Raw genomic sequence first — 22,515 nt, 5'->3', positions numbered from 1 at the left:
GTGCCGTTCCCCTGCCGCCCCATAGTCGAATGCGGCAGGTAGGTTGGAAGCCATGAGCACACGGAATCGTACTGCGTCCAGTGGTGGCGAACAGGCCACGGGAAGAGCCGACGCAACGAGGAACGGCAAGGGCTCGTCTCGCAGAGACGCGTCGTCGCGTGCCGGCAATTCCGGTCCGATCGCCTTCTTCGTCTCGTTGTTCATCATATTGGTGGCGGCCATCCAATTGGTGTCCACCTTCAATTCCTATGCGAACGATCTGGCGCATCTCAACAGCCTGAAACGCCAGGAAGCCGCGCTTATCGCCCAGAAAAAGGATCTTGAAAACGACATCGCCCGGTGGAAGGACAAGTCCTATGTCGCAGCCCAGGCCAGGGAGCGGCTTGGTTTTGTGTTCCCCGGCGAGCAGTCCGTGCATGTGCTGAACCCGGAGGCGGTGACGGGCAAGGAGTCCGACGAATCCTCGAAGAACGCCGAATCGGAGGAACAGAAGCTGCCTTGGTATAGTGAATTGGCTTACGCCTTCAAGGAAGCGGACCAATCCGACAACAAATAGACAGCGTTGCGCCGCTCTTATGCACGCCAAACGTGCATGGGGAAGGCAGTGCAAGGAACAATGAACAGGAAGGGCAGTAGTTGAGCCAGATCGAACCCGAAGCATTGGCGGAGCGTCTTCTCGCACAGAAGCCGGCCGAGCGAGACATCGCCATCGTGCAGGAGCAATTGGGGCGCTATCCGCGCGGCATGGTGGCCGTGGGGGCGCGTTGTGTGTGCGGGCGCCCGCTCGCCGTGGTGACCAGGCCGCTGCTGCCTGGGGGAGTGCCGTTCCCCACCACGTGCTATCTGACCAGTCCCGAGGCCGTCAAAGCCGCCTCGCATGTGGAGGCGGAGGGCTCCATGCGCGATTATGGTGACATGGTGGCCAATGACGAGGCCGTGAAGGCCGCCTATGAGCGTGCGCACAAGCTGTATCTTGATTTCCGTCACGCCATCGCCACCCGTCTTGGCGACAGCGAGGAGCATATCGAAGGCACTTCGGCGGGCGGCATGCCCGTGCGCGTCAAATGCCTGCATGCTCTGATCGCACAGTCCCTGGTGATGGGGCCGGGCGTGAATCCGATCGGCGATATGGTACTTGAACGGGTCAAAAGCGAATTCGACCCCACCGTGTGCCGTTGCAGCGTGGCCTGGCCGGACGCGGATGGCGTGCAGGAGTAAGCCGGGGCGGAAACAAGCAAGCAAAGGAGAGCGAAACGATGACGACATCAGTAACCGTGGCAGGCATCGACTGCGGTACGAACTCCATTCGACTCAAGGTGGCTCGCGTCGATGAGAACGGTATGACGGAAATCGTGCCGCGCCAGCTGAAGGTGATTCGTCTGGGCCAGGACGTCGACAAGACGCACCGGTTCGCGGACGAGGCGTTGGAGCGGGCGTACACGGCTGCACGCGAGTTCGCGGATATCCTCAAGGAGCATCCGGTCGACGGTCTGCGTTTCGTCGCAACGTCCGCCACAAGGGACGCATCCAACCGTGAGGAGTTCGAAGACGGCATCGAACGGATTCTCGGTGTGCGCCCCGAGGTCATCCCCGGTACCGAGGAGGCCGATCTGAGCTTCCTTGGTGCGACCAGCGTCGTGCCCCGCACCGATCTGAAACCGCCGTATCTGGTGGTCGATCTGGGCGGCGGGTCCACTGAGCTGGTTATCGGTGGCGATGGCGAAAACGCTCCGGCCACCCAGGTTCAGGCGGCCTATTCCATGAACATCGGCTCGGTGCGCATGACGGAACGTCATTTGAAGAACGATCCGCCCACCGCCGAACAGATCGAGGAGGCGTACCGCGACATCGACGAGCATATCGACGAAGCGTTCCGTACCGTTCCGGCAGGGCGTGCACGTACCATCATCGGCGTGTCAGGCACCGTCACCACCATGACCGCGTTGGCCATGGGGTTGAAGGAATACGATCACTCTTTAGTGGACGGGTACCGTCTGCCGGTGGCGGAGGCCTACGAGGTGGACGATCGCTTCCTCGCCATGACCCGCACCGAACGTGCGGAATACAAGACCATTCACCCGGGGCGTATTGACGTGGTGGGCGGCGGCGCCGTGGTATGGAACCGTGTGCTCTCCCGTGTAAGCGAGGCGGCGAAGGCCGATCACGGCGAGCCGATCGACTCCTATGTGGCCAGTGAGCACGGCTTGCTTGACGGGCTTGTGCTTGATTATGGCCGTAGGCTGTTGAACGCCTGAATCGCGTGATAGCATACAATAGCATCGGTTAGCGTTTTGCTTCCTTGCGACCCGATCGAAGACTGTTTGACCGAATCGCAGCATCAAGGTTCGCAACGCGACCGGCATGCCTCCATGGCGAAATTGGTATACGCAGCTGACTTAAAATCAGCCGCTTCGGCTTGCGGGTTCGAGTCCCGCTGGAGGCACGGTTCAAACCCGCTGGAAACAGCGGGTTTTCTTGTTTGCCGGCGCAGCGGATAGGCGCGGGAGCGGCATCGGCGGAAAGCTGGGTATGGGCAGTGCGCGTGCCATGTGCGTACGAGGGCAAAACAAACGAAACAAACGGCAGGTAAGGTGCTCCACGGCAAGCATGAGACGACGTGAGGAGCGGGAATATGCCATCCAACTGGAGTGACGTAGAGAAGACCACGGCCGGTGGTTTGCCGACCATGCCGACGCAGGCGATCATCATCGGCACGGTGCTGGGCATTGGCGCCATTTCCTGCTCCGGGTTCTATCTGTCGATGATGGGCGGCAATGTGGCGCTGGTGCCGTGGATGTGCGTGATGCTGGCCGTCGCGGTTATATTCACCTATGTGGTCGGGTTCGCGCTGCTATGGTGCGCCGAATCCTTCACTCTGCGCATGCGGGCGAAGTTCAAGCCGCTGGCCTACGGCGTTGTAGGGCTGATCGGCTTCGGCGTGTGGGGCCTGCTGGTGGGAACGTCGCTGCTGAATTCCATCGGTCAGCCGTTGAACGGTGTGGTGTTGTCGAACGGCGATGTGTTCGCCATCACCCTGAACTATGCGGTGTTCGGTTTTCTGGCGTTTATGCTGGGCCAGGCGTTCGCACCCAAGCTGTGCACGCGCAAGCCGCTGGCTCTGGCGTTGCTGGCTGTGCAGGTTGTGCTTGCCGTGTTCGGCGTGGTTGCCATGGTGATGATGTTCTCCGCCCTGTACCGTTAGTGAGTATTATGAGGTGTTCGGAATGCGGTGGTTTTGCCGCGAAGGTGCCTAAACGTATGCGATGGTGCTAATCTAGAGCGCATTGCCCAAACAGGAGGTTTTTGCATGGCAGATCAGATGCCCAAGGTGAACAGCGAGTTCGGCGCTCACCCGACGATTGAATTCCCTACTGAGGAAGCTCCGAAGGGTCTGAAGGCCGTAGAGCTTGTCGAAGGCGACGGTCCGATGGTGCGTCGTGGCGACACCGTTACCGTGAACTACCACGGTGTGGTGTGGGGTAAGGAGGAACCGTTCGACTCCAGCTTCGACCGTCATCAGCCGGCCAGCTTCGGCATCGGTGTGGGTCAGGTCATCAAGGGCTGGGATCAGACGGTGCCGGGCCACAACGTCGGCTCCCGTCTGGTGGTCTCCATCCCGCCGGAGTACGGCTATGGCAGCCGTGGCGTTCCGCAGGCCGGCATCGGTGGCGGCGACACCCTGGTGTTCGTGGTCGACATCATCTCCACGCGCTGATCATCAAGTAACGCTTATACACATCGGGAGCGCCGGGGGCCAAGGCACCGGCGCTTTCTGCGAACAATAAAGGAGTCGATATGGCACAAGAGGATCAGGTGTTCCTGCTGACGCAGGAGGCCTACGACAAGATGCAGGAAGAGCTGAAGTGGCGCGAGGGCGAATACCGCGACGAGATCATCGCCAAGGTGTCCGCGGCACGTGCCGAAGGCGATCTGAGCGAGAACGGCGGTTATCATGCCGCTCGCGAGGCTCAGCGCGTCAACCAGGGCCGCATCGAGGAACTGACGTTCAAGCTGCGTCATGCCAAGATTCTTACCGCACCGCCCGCCGGCAAGGTCGGCGACGGTTCGCTGGTCACGCTCGATATGAACGGCCGCGAGAAGGTGTTCGTGCTGGGGTCGCATGATCTCGCCATCGCCACAGACCAGGCCATCATCAGCCCGGAATCCCCGATCGGCGCGGCCATCTATGGCGCGAAGGTCGGCGACACCGTGAGCTACAAGGCTCCGAACGGTCGTGAGATTTCCGTGACCATCAAGGATTCCAAGCCGTTGAGCTGAATCCGCGCCCGTATGGGCGCATAGCGGTTTGCATACGGCTGCATATGGTGAAGGCGCCGCCCCGAGGTAATCTCTCGGGGCGGCGCCTTCACCATATGCGTGGAGCCTGCATAGGGGCGGAAGCGGCGCAGGCGTGGCAGGCGTCAGGGCATCATGGTCCACATGTTGACGATCACCATGTAGATGGCGACCATGTGGCAGGCGTACCCGGCGACCGTGCCGCAGTGGAAGATCTCATGGAAGCCGAAGACGCGGGGCCAGGGGTCCGGGCTGCGGCGGGCGTAGACGATGGCGCCGGCGATGTAGCAGACGCCGCCTGCGATGATGAGGATCGTAACTGTGGGGCCGGCCACGGGCGAGGTCCAGAACAGCAGCATGTAGGCCAGGCCGTAGATGCCGAAGATGACGTATACCAGCGTGTACAGCCACCGTGGCGCGGTGGTCCAGATCACGTTGATGATGATGGCTATGGCGGTGCACGCCCACATGGAGATGATGATGGTGTTGCGCCAGAACGGCTGCAGGGCGAACGCCACCGGCGTGTAGGTGCCGGCGATCAGCAGGAAGATGTTGACGTGGTCGATGCGCCTGAGCACGTTGGTGACTTTGCTGTTCCAGTCGCCCAGATGGTAGGCGGCGGAGTTGGTGAACAGGATGAGGGAGCTGACCATGAACACCGCGCAGGCCCATTTGAGTCCGGGTTGTTTGGCCAGGCAGATCAGCACGATGCCTGCCGCGAGCGACAGGGGAGCGGCAACCGCGTGGATCCAGCCGCGCATGGCGGGCTTCGGCCTGCCGTGCACGTCGTAACGGATCTTGCGCGGCTTCTTGTGCTTGTCCAACTCGGGAAGGTCGATGCCTTCGATTTTGGCCGCCTTGATTTCGCCCTTGGCGATAACGCGTTTGGCTTTGATTTCGGCTTTCAGCCGGATCTGCTCTGCTTTGAGCTGGGCGCGGGTGCGCACCCCTTCGGCTTTCGATGTGATGGCTTGGCCATGCGCTTCCACTACCGCGGCTTGTTTGCGTGCGATCTGCGATTCCGCGCTATTGTGCTCTTCGGGTTCTGACATGCTGGTCCTCTCAGGTTGGTTACGCAACCGTAACTTACGATACCGTAGGTTATCGGAAAGTCAAGTGACGCGACGTCAACGCTTCGTGTCGCACCATGGTACGTGCGTATTATGGTCGCATGGCCGATTTCTCACAGATACTTGCAACGCGTCCGGACTTTGACGACAGAGATCGTGAATGGCTGCACCATCTTGTAGCCGACTGGCAGGTGGTGGCCGATCTCAGTTTCGCGGATCTGCTGCTGCTCATTAAAAACGGTGAAGGACGATATGTTGTGGCGGAGCAATGCCGCCCGTCCACCATGGTGACCTTGCGAGCCGACGATATCGTCGGCAAGGTGGTGCCCGAAGACCAGACCGCCGAACTCGACGCCGCCATGGAAGGCGAAGGGGTGTACCGGTCGTCGGTTCTGCGTGACTTCGGCTCGGTCAGCGTGTGCAGCGTATACGCTCCGGTGCGGGCCAACGGCAAGACCCTGGGCCTTGTGGTGCGCGAGACCAATATGACCACCCGTGAATCGAACGGCCGGTATGAGACCGAAAGCATCAATGCCGGCAAGCAGCTGTTCAAGATGATTCCGCGTGGTCAGTTCCCCTACACCGACGCGGTGATGAGCCAACGTCACATCGCACGCATGTCCGATGGATTCATCATCCTCACCGTGGACGGCATCGTGCGCTACGCATCCCCGAACGCCATCAGCTGTTTCCGTAGGATCGGGCTGCTGGCCACCATGCGTGGGCACTACCTGAGCGAGCTGGGGGTGAATCTGCTGCATACCGACGATCCGGTCGACGATCAGCTGCCGTTGGTGCTGAGCGGCAAGGCGGCCGTCGATTCGGAGATCTGCACCAACCATTCCGCGGTCTCGCTGCGCTCCCTGCCGTTGCATGACGAGAACGGGCGCATGGGCGCCATCGTGTTGTGCCGTGACGTCACTGAGCTGCGCCGGCGCGAGAAGGAGCTGCAGACCAAGGACGCCACGATCTCCGAGATCCACCACCGTGTGAAGAACAATCTGCAGGCTGTGTCGGCGTTGCTGCGTCTGCAGGCCCGCAAGACCAAGTCGGAGGAGGTGAAGAACGAGCTCAAGGAGGCGCAGCGCCGTGTGCAGACCATCGCCATGGTGCACGAGGGGCTGAGCCAGACCGCCGACGAGGTTGTTGACTTCGACAAGGTGATCTCCAAGCTGCTCAGAATGGCGGTGGACCTGGCCACCATGCGCGATCAGCACATCAACATCAGCTTCCTCGGCAAGTTCGGCATGATGCCGGCGCAGGACGCCACGCCGTTGTCGCTCGTGCTTACCGAGCTGATCACCAACTGCGTGGAGCATGGCTTTGAAGGCCGCCAGGAGGGTCATATCACGGTTTCCGTGGGGAGGTCCGGCGCCAACCTCAACGTGGTGGTGGAGGACGACGGCGTGGGCCTTGATTCGGAGGCGCATGGCGGTATGGCACGTTCCTCCGGTTCCGGTCTCGGCACGCAGATCATCAATACCTTCGTGACCAATGATTTCGGCGGCAGCGTGCAATGGCAGGCGCGTCGCGAAGGCGGCACGCGGGTGGTGCTCGACATGACGTTGCGTGCGGCTCAGTCGCAGATGTAGGTTTGCGGATGCAGCGGCGCGTCGGTGTTCGCGTTGCTGCGGCTGCCCTTCCAACAAGTGCCCTTCACTCAGGCTTCCTATGCCTGGTCGAAGGGCACCTGTTTATATCGCCGGGAATATGCCGTCAGCAAGTATATGCGAATCAGCCGGTTCGCCAAGGCAACACAAACGGGGTGGAAACCGTAAGGTCTCCACCCCGTTGCCGGTGAGATGATGCCGTAAACCGTCGATGTTTTTCAGATCTGCATCTGCATGGCCTGCGAGCGGCGCAGACGCATCGCCTTGCGTTTGAGCTGGCGTCGTTCGTCTTCGCTCAGGCCGCCCCACACACCGTAATCCTGATTCGTGTCGAGTGCGCACTTCAGGCAGGCGTCGATCACCTTGCAGGTGCGGCACACGGCCTTGGCCTCTTCGATCTGCTGATATGCAGCGCCGGTGTTGCCGACAGGGAAAAACAGCTCAGGATCCTTGTCACGGCATGCGGCCTTGGCTCGCCAATCAAAAGCGCTGCTCATTTTATCCTCCCAAATGGAATGTCCAACAATCTTTCCAGTAACAGATAAGCACGTTCCACCGAGTTTTTCAAGACTTTTTCTCAAAGAGGTTGACGAAGCTTCACGAACTATCTCCAAACGAGCATTGTACCGGTACCACTCGAGCATGATCGATGAACACCGCGCGACCGGGCAGCGTAAGAGTCTCCGCATCGAACGACGCCCAGATGTCGGCCGGTATGCCGTTCATCTGATCGGTTGCCTTGTCGGCGGTGGGGAAGACCACGCGAATGGCGCAATGGTCGGGGATACGCACGTGGCGGCTGGATTCCACGGCGAACACCACGGTGACGGTGTGGTCGCGGAGGGCCTCGAGCAGGCGTGCGCCCAGCGGGTCGGCGCAGAAGGGGTCGAAGAACGGATCGGCGTCGTCCACCAGCCAGACTCGTCGCGGTGCGGCGTATGCGGCATCGTTGTCTCCAACGGCAGGGCTGCCGGGGTCCTGCACGGTTTGCGTGGCGTATCCGTCTGCGGTTCTGGTCGTCCATTGCACGCTCGCCGTATTGGATACGTTGGATCGCAGCCACTGTGCGATGGCGGCCAATAGCGTGGTCTTGCCCCGCCCATGGGGGCCGATGATGCCGATATTGCCGTGGAACATGGGCAGCAGAGCGGGGTGGAGCGCTACACCATTGTCCGCCAGCGCGAACGGTATGCCGTCAGACTGCAGGGCCGGTGGAAGCCGGCGCACCATGCGTGGCAGTGGCGCTGAGAACAAGGCCGGTGCCGGAACGCTGCCATGGCATCGTGCTGCGAATACGATGGCGTCGGCCATGCGCGTGATGTCGCCTGCAGCGGCGCATCGCCAGGCCTCGATGCCTTCGCCGTCGTTGCAATACACGACTCCCGGCAACGAGGGTGGGATGGCCGACGCGACGGGCGACCCGAGAATCTCCACCGATTGCATGGCGTCGCGTACACGCAGGCATAGCCCGAGCGTCATATTCGCCTTCATATCCGAGGAGACCTGCCCGGCCGGATGCTGTGTGCAGGCGATGACATGCATGCCGAGCGAGCGGCCCAGCGAGGCGATATGCACGATGCGATTCACCACATCGGGAAGCTGGTCGCGTAGCGCATGGAATTCGTCGATAACCACCACCAGCCGCGGCGGCGCGGAATGCAGCATGCCGATGTCTTGCGCATGGCCTTCCGCAACAAGGCGTTCTCGGTGTTTCAGTTCAAGCTCCAACGCATGCAGTGCGCGGACCGCATGCTGCAGGTCGAGGTCGCATACGCTGCCCACGCAGTGCGGTAGCCGTTCGAGCGGGCGGAACGCCGTACCGCCTTTGAAGTCGAGAAACACGAACTGCAGACGGTTCGGCGGGTTGCGTGCGGCCAGGGCGAGGCACCAGCTTTGCAGCAATACGGATTTGCCCGATCCCGTGGTTCCGGCAACCAGCGCGTGCGGCCCCTGCCGTTGCAGGTCCAGATGGGCCACGCCGTGTTGCGTCAATCCTATGGGCACGTCCATGGAAAACGGCTGTAGCCATTGTCTTGCCACGGTGCGCCAGGGAAGGCGTTCCTCGTTGTGGTGCATGCCCAGCAGAGGCTCCAGATTCTGGGCGGGAAGTCGTTGCAGGTTCGCGGTGCGTTCCTCCACGGTTGCGGCGTCGTAGGCGTTTGCCATGGTCGGATTGGCGGCGGATGCACCGCTTATGCCGCTCCTGCCGTGGGCGGATGCCGTTCGGCGTGGCAGAGCCAGGGCCAAGGAGGCCATGCAACCCAGCAGCGAGGGGACTATCATCGCCGCGAACATCCATTGGCGGAGCGCCAGCAGCATGGCGAGCAGCATGATCTGCCCCGCCATCGGGGCCACCATGACCAGCAGTGTCAGGCGTTCGGCGCGTTGTTGCGATCGCTGTTCCATAAATTTCAGTCTGCAGCGGTGCGGGAAGGCAAGGCAAGCAGGCCGGGCGATGTGGACAGAACCCGGCTGTCTTGTCACATGTTCTTCACAAGGCGAAGGCGGGGAGAGAGTCGCATGCCGCGACTGGAACACAGACAGGGAACATGCAACAACCACAGGCAACGAGTCGTACGGTAGGCCGCGATAGGCGACTGCAATAAGGTTGTAATAAGGCCGCAATGCATTCCACACAATGCATTGCGGCCCCGTCCCGTTTGCTATGGTTCGTCAGCCTTCGGAGAGCGTGCCGACCTTTCCTGCGGCATGCGTGCCTGCCACCAGCTGGCTGAACAGGTCCATATTGCGTGTGTCGTCGAGCAGCACCGACGAACCGACGCCGGCGACCATATAGCCCGGATCGGTCCAATATACGCTGCCGCTGATGCCCTTGCTTCCGGTGGCGCTTTTGAACGCGAACGCCAGCTGTGCCAAGGTCAGCGGGGAAGTCTTGTGATCTACGGTAATCGCGCTCAGGGCGGCGTCGGCGGCCTTCGTCACCTTCGATGGGCTCGATAGCGTCTCCTTGGACATGGCCTTGGCAATGATCGCGCCGATTACCTGGCGTTGCCGCTGCGCGCGGCCGAAGTCGCCGTTCGCGTCCGCGTAGCGCATACGGGAGAACGCCAATGCGGTTCCGCCGTCGACGGTGTGGCAGCCGGCCTGCCAGTCGAGACCGGAGTAGGGGTCGCTTACCGTCTGGTCATAGCACAGGTTCACGCCGCCGATGGCGTTCACCACGTTCTGCAGGCCACCGAATTTGATTTTGGCGATGTGGTTGATCTTTTGGCCGGAAATGCTCTCGACGGCCTCCACCAACGCCTTGTTGCCGCCTAGTTCGGCGGCCGCGTTGATCTTCATGTATTCGCCGTTGACCTGCACCAGCGAGTCGCGTGGAATGGAGATCAGCGCGCTCGGGCCGGACTTCGGCTTGATGAGCATGAGGATGGTGTCGGTTCTGAATCCCGGGGTGTCGTCGGCCGAGCCGCCGGTGGTGCCGTCGCGTTCGTCGGAGCCGAGGATCAGCCATGATGTGGCCGATCCGTTCGCCTTGGTGGTCAGCCAGTCGTTCTCTTTGTTCAGTCGGCTGTTGATCCATCCCCATCCGCTGAACACGGCGAGGGCCAGCGCCCCCAGCAGTATGAGTACGGTCAGGGACGCGATGTGCTTGGCACCGCGCCGTTTGCGCCGTGCGGTGGCGCCTGTGAGGTTCGCTGATCTGATGGGGGCTGCTGGTGAGGCGTTTCGTGATGGCATGGAGGAACGGTATGCGGGTTGTGCGGCTGGCTGCACGCTGCGTGGCGCGGTGGTGCCGTGTGATGTGCGGGCACGGGCTGTAGGCGGCGCGAAGCTTTGCGGCGCGGCGGATTGTGCCGCACCTCGAGGCCCGGAAGAGGATGATGTCGAACGGTTGGTGGAATGGCCTGTGGTGCGGCCGGCTGTGTTGGAATGGACTGTGGAGGATCGGTTCGTCGAGGCTGGTCTATTCGTGGACGAACGTGATGTGGATGATGTTGTGGGTGCGGGCTCGCCGTGCCTGCGGGATGGCGGTGTGAAGCTTGGTGGTACCGGGGAGCCGGAGGATTGCGCGGCAGGTGTGACGGCGGGAGTGGTGCGTCGGCGTGAGCCTGCGGGGATGAAGCTTGGCGGAGTGCTCTGGGCGTGCTTTCCCACGTTGTCCTGTGCCATATCTCCTCCTGAGCGATAACAAAACCTATGTCACTGTTGCACATAATGGCGTGCAAACGTGTGCCTAGGCGGTTTTTTTTCTCATTTCCAGCACAAGGCGGCACAGGGTGAAACTCTGCGCCGCCTAATAATTAGTCGTTTCCAGTGTATTCGTCTACTGCACTGGGCATACCACGTTATTGAGATATGCCTCGGAAATGCCAAGTACCTGGCCGGTGTTGATGTCCTTCACCGCACCGGTTTCCGTATCGATTTCGCCGCCGGTGGCGGTGTCGATGTACTTGCCGTCCGCGGTCTTCTCCACGCCGTCGGCGACCCTCGTGTTCTGCGGGGTCGCCTGCGCGTTGTCCTGATCGCTCGGCGTGGAATCCTGGGCCTGGCCGCTGGTGTTGGACGAATCGTTGTTGGTATTCGCGGAATCGGAGCTGGAGGAATCCTGTGCCGGCTGTTCCACGAACGGCTTGCCTTCGCGCATCTTGGTCCACAGCTCGTCCGCGGAGGAGTCCCATACCACGCGGTTGGGGTCGCTCGGCGCCTGCACCACGGGCAGCGTGCGGGTGTACATATGCGAGACGTTGAGGTTCTTCAGGCTCATGGCCAGTCCGGCGAGCGTGGCGGTATCGGCGAGCCCCTGGGAGATGTTCAGCGACTTCAACGCGGATTTGGCCAGCTGGTACAGCTCGCTGGTATGCGTGAAGATGTTCTTGTCGAGTGCCTGCTGCAGCAGCTGCTTGATCAGGTACTGCTGGCGCGTGGTGCGCTGCACGTCGGATCCGTCGCCCAGGCTGTAGCGGGTGCGTGCGTATTGCGTGGCGGCCAGGCCGTCGAGCTGGTGCAGGCCCTTGGTGAGGTCCAGACCGGTGTACGGGTCCTTCACGTCGGAGGGGATGCAGATCTTCACGCCGCCGATGGCGTTGATCATATCCTTCAAACCGTTGAAGTCCACCACGATGAAGTTCTGGATGTTCAGGCCGGTCAGCGAGTTGACCGCGTTCACCGTGCAGCTCGCCGCGGAGGCGAGATCGTCGCCGGTGGTGTAGCCGTTGGCGAAGATGGAGTTGAACATCACGTTGTATTGGGCACTGATCGTGCCCTTGCTGGTTTCGCAGCTCGGCGCGTCCACCAGGGAATCTCGCGGAATGGAGACGAGATTGATGTAGCTGCGGTCCGCGGAGATCTGCACCACCATGGTGGTGTCCGCCTGATGCGAGCCTTCGCTGGTGTCGCCGCCGCCGATGGATGCGTTGTCGGCGCCGTCTCTGGTGTCTTGCCCCATGACCAGCAGTTCGATCGGCTTGCCCGCATTCGGGTCGATGAGCTTCGGTTCCTTCTGCCCCTTTTGCGGAATGATCTTGACTTCGCCGTCTTTGATCGTTCCGTTGATGTCGAGCAATGTGGCTGCGGCGGCGGTTCCCACGAAGGCCAATGCGGCGACCAATACATATATAACGGTGTTGCGTACTCTGTGCTGCATCCGGTACGCCATGCTGTGGCGTGGCGCGATATCTTTCCAACCGCCTACGTTGGGAATGTCGGCATCGGATCGTTCTTCGTTCACGCTTGCGAACCTTCCTGTATGGGGCAAAACGCTTTGATTGTACGGCATGGAGTTGAAAAGAGGCTTTCAGCCGCGGTTTCCTCACAGTCCTTTTGAAACCCTGGAACTCGCGCAGCGGGTGCCGCCTTCCGTTCGGGGGATTGCGAACTGTATGGCGATGGGCGTTCGCCCGGGTGGTTTCGTGCCTGTGCAGGCGCGAAACCATATAGCACAGATTCATGCGAACCTGTGGTAATGACACAGCTTGAACTTGACAAAAACGAAGCCCCAAGTGTGTAATCTATCTGTTGCAGACACATCAGAATAATGAAAAGCCAGGCAAGGAGGATGCACGTATGTGGGGCATCGCCAAAGATTCCGAGGGGGAGCCGTCTGGCGAACTGTGGGGGCTGTTCCTGCCGGACGGTGATGTCACGTGGCAGAACAAGGCGTTGTGTTCACAAACCGATCCGGAGGCGTTCTTTCCGGAAAAAGGCGGTTCGACCCGCGACGCGAAGCGTGTGTGCGCGCAATGCGAGGTACGCGAGCAATGCCTGAACTGGGCCATCGAGCATGATGAACGATTCGGCATCTGGGGCGGCATGAGCGAACGCGAACGTCGCCGGTACAAAAAGATGCGCAAGGAGCAGATTTGACTCAAGATCTTGAACGGATTCTCGACGGCGGCGTGCGTCAGGTGCTGACCGACGCGGTGGCCAACCGCCCGTATTCGCACTGTCAGTTCGTCTCGCAGGCTGTGGCTGCGGTGGTTACGGTCGAAGACGACATCCGTTTTCTGCCGGACACGCTGGCGGCCGTGCTGGAGCAGACCGTGTTGCCCGGCGTCATCGTGGTCGCCGATTGCAGCGGTCAGACCATGCAATCCATGGAGACTACGTTCGATGTGGTCACCACGTCTTCCGAACCGTTGGAATATGTGCCGCAGGCGCAGACCGTGAGCGTACAGATCGTGAATACGCGCGGTGCGCGGTCCTTCGGGGACGCGGTGCAGAAAGCCATCGGCCTGGCCCGCATCGCGCCCGAGGTGAAGAACCTGTGGCTGCTGCACGACGATTCGCGCCCCGCAAACGCCGAATGTCTGAGCGAACTGCTCGAAGCGCAGCGCAATACGCCGGGCGCTTCCATCCTGGGATCCAAGCAGCTTGACTGGGACGGCGTGAACCTGCATGATGTCGGCGCCTACGCGAACAAGCATGGCGTCGCCTCGCTGGTGGTCGACGGCGAACCCGATCAGGAGCAATACGATTCCCGTGCCGACGTGTTCAGCGTCTCGCTGGCCGGCGCACTGCTGCCATTGACCACGTTGCGCAGCATGGGAGGGATCGGCGTTTGGTTCACCACATACGCCGAATCCATCGATTTCTGCCGGCGTATCAGTCGTAGCGGCGGCCGTGTGCTCGTAGTGCCGCAGGCCCGCATCGCACATCGCCGTGCACGCTATGAGGGCGTGCGCACGCGCGGTGGCGAGGAAGTGGACGAGGAGACGCCCATCAACCCCGCCATGAGCATCCTGGTGGCGAAGCAACGGTACTATTACACCGATATCGCACGATTGCGCTGGCCGGTGGTCTGGGTACTCTCCCTGTTTGCGGCGTTCTTCAAAACCCTGATCCGACTGGTCAAAAAACAACCGTATGAGGCATGGTGCGAATTGTGCATGCCGTGGCATGCGCTGGTTTCCGCAGCAGCAGGCACGAAGGCGCGCGCATTGGTGTCCAAACAGTCGAAGGTCCCGCATGCGCAGCTGAACATGATCACCGCCACACACGCCCAGCTCACCCAGTGGAAGGATCGCGTTCGCGCATTGGACGGCCAGCGCAACACCACGCTGCTCAGCCCGCTGGTCCGTTCCCACCTGCGCGTCCGGGCGATAAAACGTTGGATTGCGGCACTCGTCATGGCCGCCGTCGCCTTCGCATCGGTGGTCGTGATGTACTGGACAGTATTGCGCTCCCTATTCTCGGGCGGCTCGCTGTACTCCGACCAGTTGACTCCCACCGGCGCCACCTTCGGCCAGCTTGCCGAGGCTGCCAGCACGCAATGGGTGTGGGGCATCGGAGGGGGAGTGTCACTGCCACCCACGCCGTGGCTCTGGGTGCTGCTGCTGGCATCATTGTTCACTTTCGGCAACGTGGCCGCAGCCACCGGTCTGCTGTTCTTCCTCGCCGCGCCGTTGAGCGCATTGTCGTTCTGGGCGCTGGCCGGCATCTTCACCCGCTCTGACACCGTGCGCATCGCCAGCGGCCTGCTGTGGTGCTCGTTCGGTCTGGCCATGGGCTTGTATGCCACAGCCAACCTGCCGATGATGACCGTGATGATCTTCCTGCCCGCCGCATTCGCCTTCGTGTTCCGCGCAGTCGGCCTCTACCACACCGAGGATCAGGTGCGCCCGCGCGCATCCGTGCAGGCCGCGGCCGCCGCATCATTATGCTTCATGCCGGTCGTCGCAGCCGAACCACAGCTGCTGCTGCCGCTGATCGTCACCTTCCTGGTATTCCTACTGTTCATCCCACGCCATCGCGCCATGCTGCTGCTCATGCCGATCCCAGCGGCATTCCTATGCGCGCCGACACTGGTACATGCCGCGCGCCTCGCCCAACACGGCGCCTGGCGTCAGCTGTTCGGCGACATCAACGTGCCGTCCGTCGGCATGAACGGCAAACCCGCCTCTCTGAACCTTTCCGGAGTTGTGGATCGCGCATTCGGCATCGACATCCACAACCCGCTTGCCGACCTGATGGACGGCGGCTACAGCATGGGCATCCTCGTCGCGCTGATCGTCGCACTGCTGCTTGCCATCGTCTCACTGGTATTACCGTTCGCCCTGCGCACCTCGCGCATGATGTGGATCGTGATCCTGACCGGCGGGGCGCTCGCCATCGTATCCGCGCACGTGACCATCTCACTGAGTGAATCCGGCGCCGTTGCCGGTTCCGTACTGCCCGGCCTGACGCTCGCCATGCTCGGCCTTATGTCGTGCGTATGCCTGATGGCCGGTGGCGCGGTACGTAAATTCCAGGCGTTGCGCGTCTCCAAAACAACCAAAACACAAGCACAGGAGGGCGGGAGCAACGGTAAGACAGCATCCAACCTGCATTGGCTCGTGGTGGTCGGCCGCATGCTACTCGTGCTCATACTCGCGGCCAGCATCGTGGTATGGTCCGGCTTCGCATTCGAACGCAACGGCAAAGGGCAGGTAGCGGTAAGCAGCAGCGGCATGCCCATGGTCGCCACAGACAGCGTGCAAAGCAACCACGATCAGCGTGTGCTCGCGCTGTACGCGGATTCACGCACCGAAGTCTCCTACAGCATCATGCGCACCTCGCGCGGCGACCTTATCGACAGTTCGCCCGCATGGCGTGCAACCGTGGCATCCGGCGGGCACGACAACACCGATCGCACCATCGGCAAACTCGCCTCCAGACTCCTGTCGAACAGCGACTCCTCGGCAGTGGCCTCGCTGGCCAAACTCGGCTTCGGCGGCATATTCGTAGTGACCGGCGGCATCGGCAGCGAAGAGCTCGCCACCAATCTCGCCGCATCCGACGGCACGCAAACCGTCGTCGCCAACGAGAACGGCACCTACTACCGCCTCACCGCCGCTGACGGCAAGGGCATGACGGTGAACGCCGCCGGGCAGGACGAGGCACGGCACAACATGTGGCGCATCGCGTGGCTGGCGGCCCTGTGCGTGATATTCCTGCTCTACGTGCTTGTCGCATTCCCACGCAAGCGCGACCAGCAGCCTCAGGAGGAAGCATGACATCGAATTCAACCGCTGCTCGCGTGCTGCGCGTCATCGCCGCCATCATCACCTCGCTGATCCTGGTGGGCGCGCTCGCCTTCATGGGTGTGGCGAATATGCCCCAGTGGCTGGTCGACCCGGCGAATGGCAGTTCCGCAACCTCGCATCGTGTGGTGCAGGAACGTTTGGAATCGTATTGCGGGGAACGCATGCAGCTGCCGGATTCCACCGATTGGGGCGACAGCGACTACCGCGCCTCCGAAGGCAATGTCTCGTCTTCCGCCAGTTTCGCCGCGTTCGGCACCGTGCATGCCGCGTCCGTCAGCCCATTCGAGGTCGCGGGCGCTCAAACCGCCAACCTGTCAGGACCGGCCAATGCCGACAGCGATAACGGCATGACCTACCGCGACGACAACGGCTACCCGCGCCTGTTCGACGCGAACCTGTTGAAGGCCGACGCCAAATCAGGCCAGGCGGGCATTCTGGCTTCCCAGGCTTCGGAAGGCGATCTGCGCGGCATCTCTGCCGCTACCTGCGTGGTGCCGGCCATCAGCCAGGCGTTCCTGCTGCCCTCCACTGGCACGGGTTCCAACCAGCAGCTCGTATTGGCGAACCCGTCGTCCAAGCCCACCACGGTAAGCGTGGAGGTATATGGCACGAAGAACGTGGGCAAGATGAGCCTGGCCACGTCGGGCAACGTTACCGTGCGCGGCAACGGGCAGTCCACCATGGACCTGTCCGCCGCGGCCCCCGGCCAGGACGGACTGTATGTGAAGGTGACCAGCGAATCCACTGCGGTCGCGGCGAGCGTGCGCGTGCTGGTAATGGACGGCTTGACGCCTAAGGGATCCGATTTTGCCATGCCGTTGGGCACCGAGGGCACGTCGAATCTGATTCCTTCGGTCAGGAAGGGCGACAAGACCACCCTGTACCTGTATGGCAGGAAGAACGCCACGGTTCGAGCCTCGTGGGTGAGCGGCAACGGTCTCATCTCGTTGGGCACGTTCGATATCAGAGGCCAGCAGGTCAGTGCCATCGACTTGGGCAGTGTGCCGTCCGGCGTGAGCGGCATCCAGCTGGACAGCGACGACGTGTTCCTGGCTCAGGCCAAGGTGACGGCCAATGGCGGCGATGGTCAGGAGGATTTCGCCCTGTTGCCTGCCGTGGCTCCCGAGAAGCGTTCCGCCATAGCCCTGCCGGACGGCTACGATCTGTCACTCACCTTGGCCAACACCTCCAATGCCAAAACCACCGCCACCGTGGCGTTTATGAACGATGACGGTTCGATGCGGCAGGGTAAGCAGGTAACCATCAAGGCCAATAGCGCCATGACCATGGACACGCAGGGCGTGGCGGCCGTGGTGGCATGCAAAGACGATACGGTTGCCTGGGGCTTGCGGCTTGGAGCCGACGCGTTGGCGGGCAAGAAGGTCGCCGGCGTGTCCGTGGTCGGGCCGACCAAGCTTGGGGTGCGCGTGGCGCGTATCACCTCGACCAACAGCCTGTCACTGGTGCGCTAGCCGCTGGAAGGCTGAAGGCGTAATCGCGGGCATAATCGAAACGCGGGCTCCGGCATCGTTGAATGCCGGAGCCCGCGTTTTCATTCAGGGCTGAAATGCCGTGCTCACCACTGGTAGTCGGGGTCGATCTCCTCCGGTCTGCGCCCGTAGAGTTCGGCCACACGCACCACCAGCTCGTCGCGGATCGCCCATTGCAGGTCGTCCCGGTTGCGTGCCCTGCTCTGCAACGGCATACGGTAGAGCACAATGCGCGCCGGCATGCCATGCGCGGCGGGGAACAGACGCGACATCACATTGGGCTCCAACTCCCAGGGCACCGGGTCGGAAGGCGGCACGTCCTCCACGGCGAACTGGATCGGGCGGATCAGTTCGGGCCATGCGTTATTCAATCTGCGGATATGCGCCGCGAGCAGATCGTCGAACATGCCCGAACGGGTGCGGTACCTGGGCAGGCGCACGCCGAACATGGGAGTGCGGGTGCCTCTGCCGTGGCGATTACGGTAAACGCGAGTATTCCATGGAGCTTCAACCATGGTTTCACTGTATGACATGCCACTGGCATTAGGGTAGGATACTGAACATTCAACCGTGCACGGCAAAGGAGAGCAAGCATGATCCAACGATGGGACCGTTTGGACTACGACGCCCTTGCCGGCAGCGCACGCATCATCGGATTCGATCTTGACAACACCCTCGCCAACTCCCGCAAGCCCATGCTCCCCAGTGTGGCGGGGCGTTTCAGCGAACTCACCAACCACATCGACGTGGCGGTGATCACCGGAGGGCGTTGGGAGCTGGTCGTCAGCCAGATCATCGACGTGCTCACCCCGCAGGCATGCAAGAGCAACATGCATCTCATGCCCACCAGCGGCACCCGCTACTACCGTTGGCTGAACGGCGAATGGGCGCGCGTGTTCAGCCATGATCTGACTGCGGACCAGTGCGCACGAGCTTCGGCGAGTCTGGAGCGCCGCGCCCGCGAAATGGGCCTGTGGCCAGGCCATGTATGGGGTGAGCGCATCGAGAACAGGGGATCGCAGATCACATTGTCGGTGCTCGGCCAGCAGGCCCCGTTGGAGGCGAAACAGGCGTTCGACCCGGATGGTTCGTTGAAACGCCGCCTGGCCGAAGCGGTGGCCGCTGACCTGCCGGATTTGAAAGTGCACGCCGGAGGCTACACCAGTATCGACGTTTCGCAGCAGGGCATCGACAAAGGATTCGCGGTGCGCGAACTCGCCAGACTGAACGACTTCCCGGTGGAACGGATGATATTCGTAGGCGACCGCATGAACGAGGACGGCAACGACTACCCGGCCGTACAGGCAGGCGCCATGGGAGTTGCGGTGAACAACCCAGACGACACGGTGAAGTTCATCGACGCGATGCTGGAGCGTATTGCGTGAACGGCACGCTTCAATCAGCGGCCCAAACATTCTGGCGGGGCATGCTGGGGCTCATCCTGCCCAGAGGATGCGCAGGCTGCGACAAGCCGGACGAAATATTATGCAGCGACTGCCAGTCGCTATTCCGCAGACATACGGTCTTGCCACTCAACGGCGCACCAAGCGGCGCATCAGACGGCACGCCGGGCGCAGTCACCGCGCCAAACGCACTGAACGGCATACCATCGGCGGCAATCCAACAATCGGCCTGCGCGATGATATACGTGGCAGGCACCTACCAAGGCCACGTACGCCGGGCAATCCTCTCATGGAAAGACCACGGCGACACGGAATGCGACAAGGCATTCAGTCAAATATGCCGGCAACTGGTAGCCGGCAGCGGCATCATCGAAACACTACAGACCAAGCCACAGACTCTGTCGCAGCCCATGCCACAGACGGAACACCAAACAGGCAGTCAAACACAAATACTGGTCGTACCAGCACCATCATCACCCAAATCCATGCGCACACGCGGGCGCAGACACCTCTGGCCGCTCGCGAAAGCCACAGCCGCAGAACTGGCAGCCGCCGGAGTGGAAGCCTGTGCCGTGAACGCGCTACGAACACGGCACGTACAAGGCAAAGCCGTGGAAACCCACAGCGCACTCGGCAGGGCAGCCCGACTCGACGGGCAGTTGGAGGTGAACGACCCGGGGCTTATAGCGGGCAAGAAGGTGCTGATCCTGGACGACATTGTGACCACAGGGACAACCATGCGCCGGTGCGCCGAAGCGATACGTGGGGCGCGGGGGAGCGTGGTGGGAGGATTGGCGCTCGCCGCCGTCCCACCGCCTGCTGAACGGTGAATGATGGACGATGAACCCGCACTGCTACAGGCCCATCATGGGTATATCCGTTTACTGTGACTGCAGTGACAACAACACGAGGTAAAAGTGACAGCAACTGTGACTGGAGTGACAGAATATGTCCCATTGGTCACAGTTGCTGTCACGCAGTCACAGTTATCGCTGCGTAGCAGCGGCTACAGTCCCAAGCCACATCATTTGTGCAGCTTGGCGACGGTCCTGCGCGCCAGGTCACGTGCCGAACCGGCACCCTCGCCGCGCACACCGAGGAACACGATCACCAGCATCACCGCCACGATCAGCGTGCTGAGGCGCAGCACCGACTGCACGCCGAAAATACTGCCCGCAATCGCAGCCGCATGCCCGCCACCCAACGCGGCGGTACGTGTCGCGGCGATTGATTCCATGACGATCACCAGAATCGGCGCACCCATGGCACCCGCGATCTGGCGTACCGTGTTCGTTACCGCCGATCCTGCGGCAACCTCATGTGAGGCGAGACAGTTCAATGACCATGTAGTTACCGGCATCAGCACGAATCCCATGCCGATCTGGCGTGTGAACTGGCAGATCGACACCCACCAGATCCATGTGTGAGGCCCGATCAGGCTCATGCCGAGTGTGCCGAGCAGCAGAATCGTGGTGCCGACCAATGCCACGGGGCGTGCACCGAAACGGTCGAGCGCACGCCCGCCACCAAACTGTGCGATGCACTGGCCGATCGCGCCTGGAAGCATGATCAGGCCGCTCATCATGGCCGAATAGCCGCGGTCGTTTTGAATGTAGAGCGGAATGATCACCATGATCGAGCTAAACGCGAAGAACGCCAACGCTGCCGTCATCGTGCCCACTGTAAAGCTTTTGTTGCGCAGCACATGCAGGTCGAGCAGCGGCACTTCCACCTTGGGGGAGCGTGCGACCAGCCGCTTCATCACGTTGGAACCCGGTTCACATGGTGCGATGAACTGGCGGGCCACAAACCATATGATGCCCAGCACTCCAATCAGCATTGCGCACCACACCATCGGGTTCGTAAACGGATACGCCTCGATGTTGGTGAAGCCGAACATCAGCCCTCCGAAGCCGAATATCGACAGCACCACGGAGAAGAAGTCCGCATGCGCCGTGCGGTCAGATTCGCCGAAATTATGCAGGAAGCATACGGCCAGCAGCACCGAGGCCACGCCGATCACCGTGAGCGTAAGGAAGATGGAGCGCCAGCCGGTCATGTCGGTCTGCCAGCCGCCGATGGTCGGGCCAAGCGCCGGAGCCACGCTCATCGCCATGCCCACGGTGCCCATCGCCACGCCACGGCGTGACAGCGGGTAGATGGAGAACACGGTGATCTGCAGTACCGGCCACATCACGCCGGTGCCCACAGCTTCGAGCAAACGGCCCAGCAGCACCAGTACGAATGTGGGGCCAAGCCAGGCCAGTGCCGAACCGAGTGTGAACACCACCATGGAGCAGATTACGATCTGGCGTGTGGAGAAGCGGCGCGTCAGGAACGCGGTGAGCGGCACCATCACGCCCATGACCAGCTGGAACACGGATGTGAGCCATTGGCCGGTGGTTACGGAAATGTGGAAGTCGGCCACGATGGTGGGCAGTGCGGAGCTGAGCTGCAGCTGCGTGAAGTTGCCAACGAATGTGATGAACGTCAGGATCGAGATGGACACCAATGCGGGGCGGGTCAGTTTGCCGTTCACGTATGATTCCTCGTGGGTCAGTGCCCGTGCCATCGAAGCGCCTGTGGAACCTGTGGAAGCCTTGGCGGAATCCTTGCCCGGCTCCTTGGCGGAATGACTAATCAAACTTTTGTTCTTCTTCATAACCCTGCTCCATCTACCTACAGTCCATGCGTGGCTTCGTCTTTTGCGGTCTGATCCCGAGCTCGGTGCCGGGCCGCCGCCATGTAAGCATGCTTAGCTTTGCCCATGCTGTTTCCCATACAAGCCTTTGCCATACTATTCCCACCGTTGACTGTTGGTGGCCGGGTGGCTCGGGGTTTGAACGCATAACGAAGTGCAAAGCCTGCAGGCGTGTGGTGCTTGGCGAACTGCCGTGCGGTCCCGTTGCCCCCCGTTAACGCTCGCCGCACCATCAACATTTGTTGATGAAAAGTGTGTGTTTTCGTTGGAAATGTGTTGAAATGCGGAGAAAATCATATCGAAAATGACATGGAAACGCTGCAAAACGTGCGTAGCAGCAAGACGCGCATATGCTGAGCTCAAAAATATGGGTAAATTTACTGAAAGCACGCTTGTAATGTACTGAGCGTTCGATAAGTTGAAGGTTGCCCCCTCCTATGCGCTTTGGGGGGAGAGCCGGCAG

The 22,515-nt window shown here is 61.4% G+C and carries 18 protein-coding genes, 1 tRNA gene and 1 pseudogene; 13 read left to right on the top strand and 7 right to left on the bottom strand.

Annotated features, from left to right (window positions below):
* Positions 1-52: 52 nt before the first annotated feature.
* The 7 genes and pseudogenes from BBAG_RS05425 to BBAG_RS05395 all read left to right on the top strand — a co-directional run.
* Positions 53-541, top strand: a pseudogene (locus BBAG_RS05425) (FtsB family cell division protein); the annotation flags it as partial.
* A gap of 104 nt (positions 542-645) precedes the next feature.
* Positions 646-1,218 (top strand): DUF501 domain-containing protein, encoded by a 573-nt coding sequence (locus BBAG_RS05420; protein WP_407921664.1) that lies wholly within the window; start codon positions 646-648, stop codon positions 1,216-1,218.
* A gap of 38 nt (positions 1,219-1,256) precedes the next feature.
* Complete coding sequence (locus BBAG_RS05415) at positions 1,257-2,255, top strand: Ppx/GppA phosphatase family protein (protein ID WP_003826830.1); 999 nt, start codon at positions 1,257-1,259, stop codon at positions 2,253-2,255.
* Between the two features lie 108 nt (positions 2,256-2,363).
* Positions 2,364-2,443, top strand: a tRNA-Leu gene (locus tag BBAG_RS05410).
* Between the two features lie 189 nt (positions 2,444-2,632).
* Positions 2,633-3,202, top strand: coding sequence for a hypothetical protein (locus tag BBAG_RS05405; protein WP_003826828.1), 570 nt, complete (start codon positions 2,633-2,635; stop codon positions 3,200-3,202).
* A 105-nt stretch (positions 3,203-3,307) separates the two neighbouring features.
* Positions 3,308-3,715 (top strand): FKBP-type peptidyl-prolyl cis-trans isomerase, encoded by a 408-nt coding sequence (locus BBAG_RS05400; RefSeq protein WP_003826827.1) that lies wholly within the window; start codon positions 3,308-3,310, stop codon positions 3,713-3,715.
* Positions 3,716-3,795: 80 nt separating this feature from the next.
* Positions 3,796-4,278, top strand: a complete 483-nt coding sequence (locus BBAG_RS05395; RefSeq protein WP_033508403.1) for a GreA/GreB family elongation factor — start codon at positions 3,796-3,798, stop codon at positions 4,276-4,278.
* Between the two features lie 143 nt (positions 4,279-4,421).
* Here BBAG_RS05395 and trhA read toward each other — a convergent pair whose 3' ends face one another.
* The gene (gene trhA / locus BBAG_RS05390; protein ID WP_003826824.1) at positions 4,422-5,348 is read right to left on the bottom strand and encodes a PAQR family membrane homeostasis protein TrhA; all 927 of its coding nucleotides are present in this window, start codon (positions 5,346-5,348) and stop codon (positions 4,422-4,424) included.
* A 119-nt stretch (positions 5,349-5,467) separates the two neighbouring features.
* On the opposite strand from trhA, the gene BBAG_RS05385 reads away from it, so the two are divergent.
* Entirely contained in the window at positions 5,468-6,958 is a 1,491-nt protein-coding gene (locus BBAG_RS05385) for a sensor histidine kinase (protein ID WP_003826823.1), read from the top strand.
* 236 nt (positions 6,959-7,194) lie between these two features.
* On the opposite strand, the gene BBAG_RS05380 is transcribed toward BBAG_RS05385, so the two are convergent.
* The 4 genes from BBAG_RS05380 to BBAG_RS05360 form a co-directional block, all read right to left on the bottom strand.
* Positions 7,195-7,473 (bottom strand): WhiB family transcriptional regulator, encoded by a 279-nt coding sequence (locus BBAG_RS05380; RefSeq protein WP_003826822.1) that lies wholly within the window; start codon positions 7,471-7,473, stop codon positions 7,195-7,197.
* A gap of 100 nt (positions 7,474-7,573) precedes the next feature.
* Complete coding sequence (locus tag BBAG_RS05375) at positions 7,574-9,382, bottom strand: ATP-binding protein (RefSeq protein ID WP_003826821.1); 1,809 nt, start codon at positions 9,380-9,382, stop codon at positions 7,574-7,576.
* Positions 9,383-9,649: 267 nt separating this feature from the next.
* On the bottom strand, positions 9,650-11,107 hold the full coding sequence (locus BBAG_RS08340) for an LCP family protein (RefSeq protein ID WP_081443771.1): 1,458 nt from the start codon (positions 11,105-11,107) through the stop codon (positions 9,650-9,652).
* A 154-nt stretch (positions 11,108-11,261) separates the two neighbouring features.
* Positions 11,262-12,581, bottom strand: coding sequence for an LCP family protein (locus BBAG_RS05360; RefSeq protein WP_050754786.1), 1,320 nt, complete (start codon positions 12,579-12,581; stop codon positions 11,262-11,264).
* Positions 12,582-13,000: 419 nt separating this feature from the next.
* Between BBAG_RS05360 and BBAG_RS05355 the strand changes: the two genes are divergently transcribed.
* Genes BBAG_RS05355 through BBAG_RS05345 form a run of 3 tightly spaced genes read left to right on the top strand, consistent with a single transcriptional unit; the run spans position 13,001 to position 17,930 of the window.
* Positions 13,001-13,300, top strand: a complete 300-nt coding sequence (locus BBAG_RS05355; RefSeq protein WP_003826817.1) for a WhiB family transcriptional regulator — start codon at positions 13,001-13,003, stop codon at positions 13,298-13,300.
* The gene (locus BBAG_RS05350; RefSeq protein ID WP_003826816.1) at positions 13,297-16,428 is read left to right on the top strand and encodes a glycosyltransferase family 2 protein; all 3,132 of its coding nucleotides are present in this window, start codon (positions 13,297-13,299) and stop codon (positions 16,426-16,428) included. Before BBAG_RS05355 ends, BBAG_RS05350 begins: the two co-directional genes overlap by 4 nt.
* Positions 16,425-17,930, top strand: a complete 1,506-nt coding sequence (locus BBAG_RS05345; RefSeq protein WP_003826815.1) for a DUF5719 family protein — start codon at positions 16,425-16,427, stop codon at positions 17,928-17,930. Before BBAG_RS05350 ends, BBAG_RS05345 begins: the two co-directional genes overlap by 4 nt.
* A gap of 104 nt (positions 17,931-18,034) precedes the next feature.
* On the opposite strand, the gene BBAG_RS05340 is transcribed toward BBAG_RS05345, so the two are convergent.
* Positions 18,035-18,463 (bottom strand): metallopeptidase family protein, encoded by a 429-nt coding sequence (locus BBAG_RS05340; protein ID WP_143155137.1) that lies wholly within the window; start codon positions 18,461-18,463, stop codon positions 18,035-18,037.
* 78 nt (positions 18,464-18,541) lie between these two features.
* Between BBAG_RS05340 and BBAG_RS05335 the strand changes: the two genes are divergently transcribed.
* Both BBAG_RS05335 and BBAG_RS08860 read left to right on the top strand, forming a co-directional pair.
* Positions 18,542-19,333 (top strand): HAD-IIB family hydrolase, encoded by a 792-nt coding sequence (locus tag BBAG_RS05335; RefSeq protein WP_003826813.1) that lies wholly within the window; start codon positions 18,542-18,544, stop codon positions 19,331-19,333.
* Between the two features lie 41 nt (positions 19,334-19,374).
* Positions 19,375-20,181, top strand: coding sequence for a ComF family protein (locus BBAG_RS08860; protein WP_407921663.1), 807 nt, complete (start codon positions 19,375-19,377; stop codon positions 20,179-20,181).
* Positions 20,182-20,375: 194 nt separating this feature from the next.
* Here the strand turns inward: BBAG_RS08860 and BBAG_RS05325 are convergent, their stop codons facing one another.
* Entirely contained in the window at positions 20,376-21,923 is a 1,548-nt protein-coding gene (locus BBAG_RS05325; protein ID WP_033508472.1) for an MDR family MFS transporter, read from the bottom strand.
* Positions 21,924-22,515: the final 592 nt, after the last annotated feature.

This window comes from Bifidobacterium angulatum DSM 20098 = JCM 7096 (genome assembly GCF_001025155.1).
In the GTDB taxonomy this organism is placed as follows: domain Bacteria; phylum Actinomycetota; class Actinomycetes; order Actinomycetales; family Bifidobacteriaceae; genus Bifidobacterium; species Bifidobacterium angulatum.
The sequence above is the reverse complement of the archived record's forward strand: the minus strand, read 5'-3'. Positions and strand labels throughout refer to the sequence as shown.

Bases quoted from the DNA above. Each gene is read 5' to 3' on its own strand.
- BBAG_RS05415 (WP_003826830.1), top strand. From the start codon at position 1,257: ATGACGACATCAGTAACCGTGGCAGGCATCGACTGCGGTACGAACTCC.
- BBAG_RS05405 (WP_003826828.1), top strand. From the start codon at position 2,633: ATGCCATCCAACTGGAGTGACGTAGAGAAGACCACGGCCGGTGGTTTG.
- BBAG_RS05400 (WP_003826827.1), top strand. From the start codon at position 3,308: ATGGCAGATCAGATGCCCAAGGTGAACAGCGAGTTCGGCGCTCACCCG.
- BBAG_RS05395 (WP_033508403.1), top strand. From the start codon at position 3,796: ATGGCACAAGAGGATCAGGTGTTCCTGCTGACGCAGGAGGCCTACGAC.
- trhA (WP_003826824.1), bottom strand. From the start codon at position 5,348: ATGTCAGAACCCGAAGAGCACAATAGCGCGGAATCGCAGATCGCACGC.
- BBAG_RS05385 (WP_003826823.1), top strand. From the start codon at position 5,468: ATGGCCGATTTCTCACAGATACTTGCAACGCGTCCGGACTTTGACGAC.
- BBAG_RS05380 (WP_003826822.1), bottom strand. From the start codon at position 7,473: ATGAGCAGCGCTTTTGATTGGCGAGCCAAGGCCGCATGCCGTGACAAG.
- BBAG_RS05375 (WP_003826821.1), bottom strand. From the start codon at position 9,382: ATGGAACAGCGATCGCAACAACGCGCCGAACGCCTGACACTGCTGGTC.
- BBAG_RS08340 (WP_081443771.1), bottom strand. From the start codon at position 11,107: ATGGCACAGGACAACGTGGGAAAGCACGCCCAGAGCACTCCGCCAAGC.
- BBAG_RS05360 (WP_050754786.1), bottom strand. From the start codon at position 12,581: ATGCAGCACAGAGTACGCAACACCGTTATATATGTATTGGTCGCCGCA.
- BBAG_RS05355 (WP_003826817.1), top strand. From the start codon at position 13,001: ATGTGGGGCATCGCCAAAGATTCCGAGGGGGAGCCGTCTGGCGAACTG.
- BBAG_RS05345 (WP_003826815.1), top strand. From the start codon at position 16,425: ATGACATCGAATTCAACCGCTGCTCGCGTGCTGCGCGTCATCGCCGCC.
- BBAG_RS05340 (WP_143155137.1), bottom strand. From the start codon at position 18,463: ATGGTTGAAGCTCCATGGAATACTCGCGTTTACCGTAATCGCCACGGC.
- BBAG_RS05335 (WP_003826813.1), top strand. From the start codon at position 18,542: ATGATCCAACGATGGGACCGTTTGGACTACGACGCCCTTGCCGGCAGC.
- BBAG_RS08860 (WP_407921663.1), top strand. From the start codon at position 19,375: ATGCTGGGGCTCATCCTGCCCAGAGGATGCGCAGGCTGCGACAAGCCG.
- BBAG_RS05325 (WP_033508472.1), bottom strand. From the start codon at position 21,923: ATGGCACGGGCACTGACCCACGAGGAATCATACGTGAACGGCAAACTG.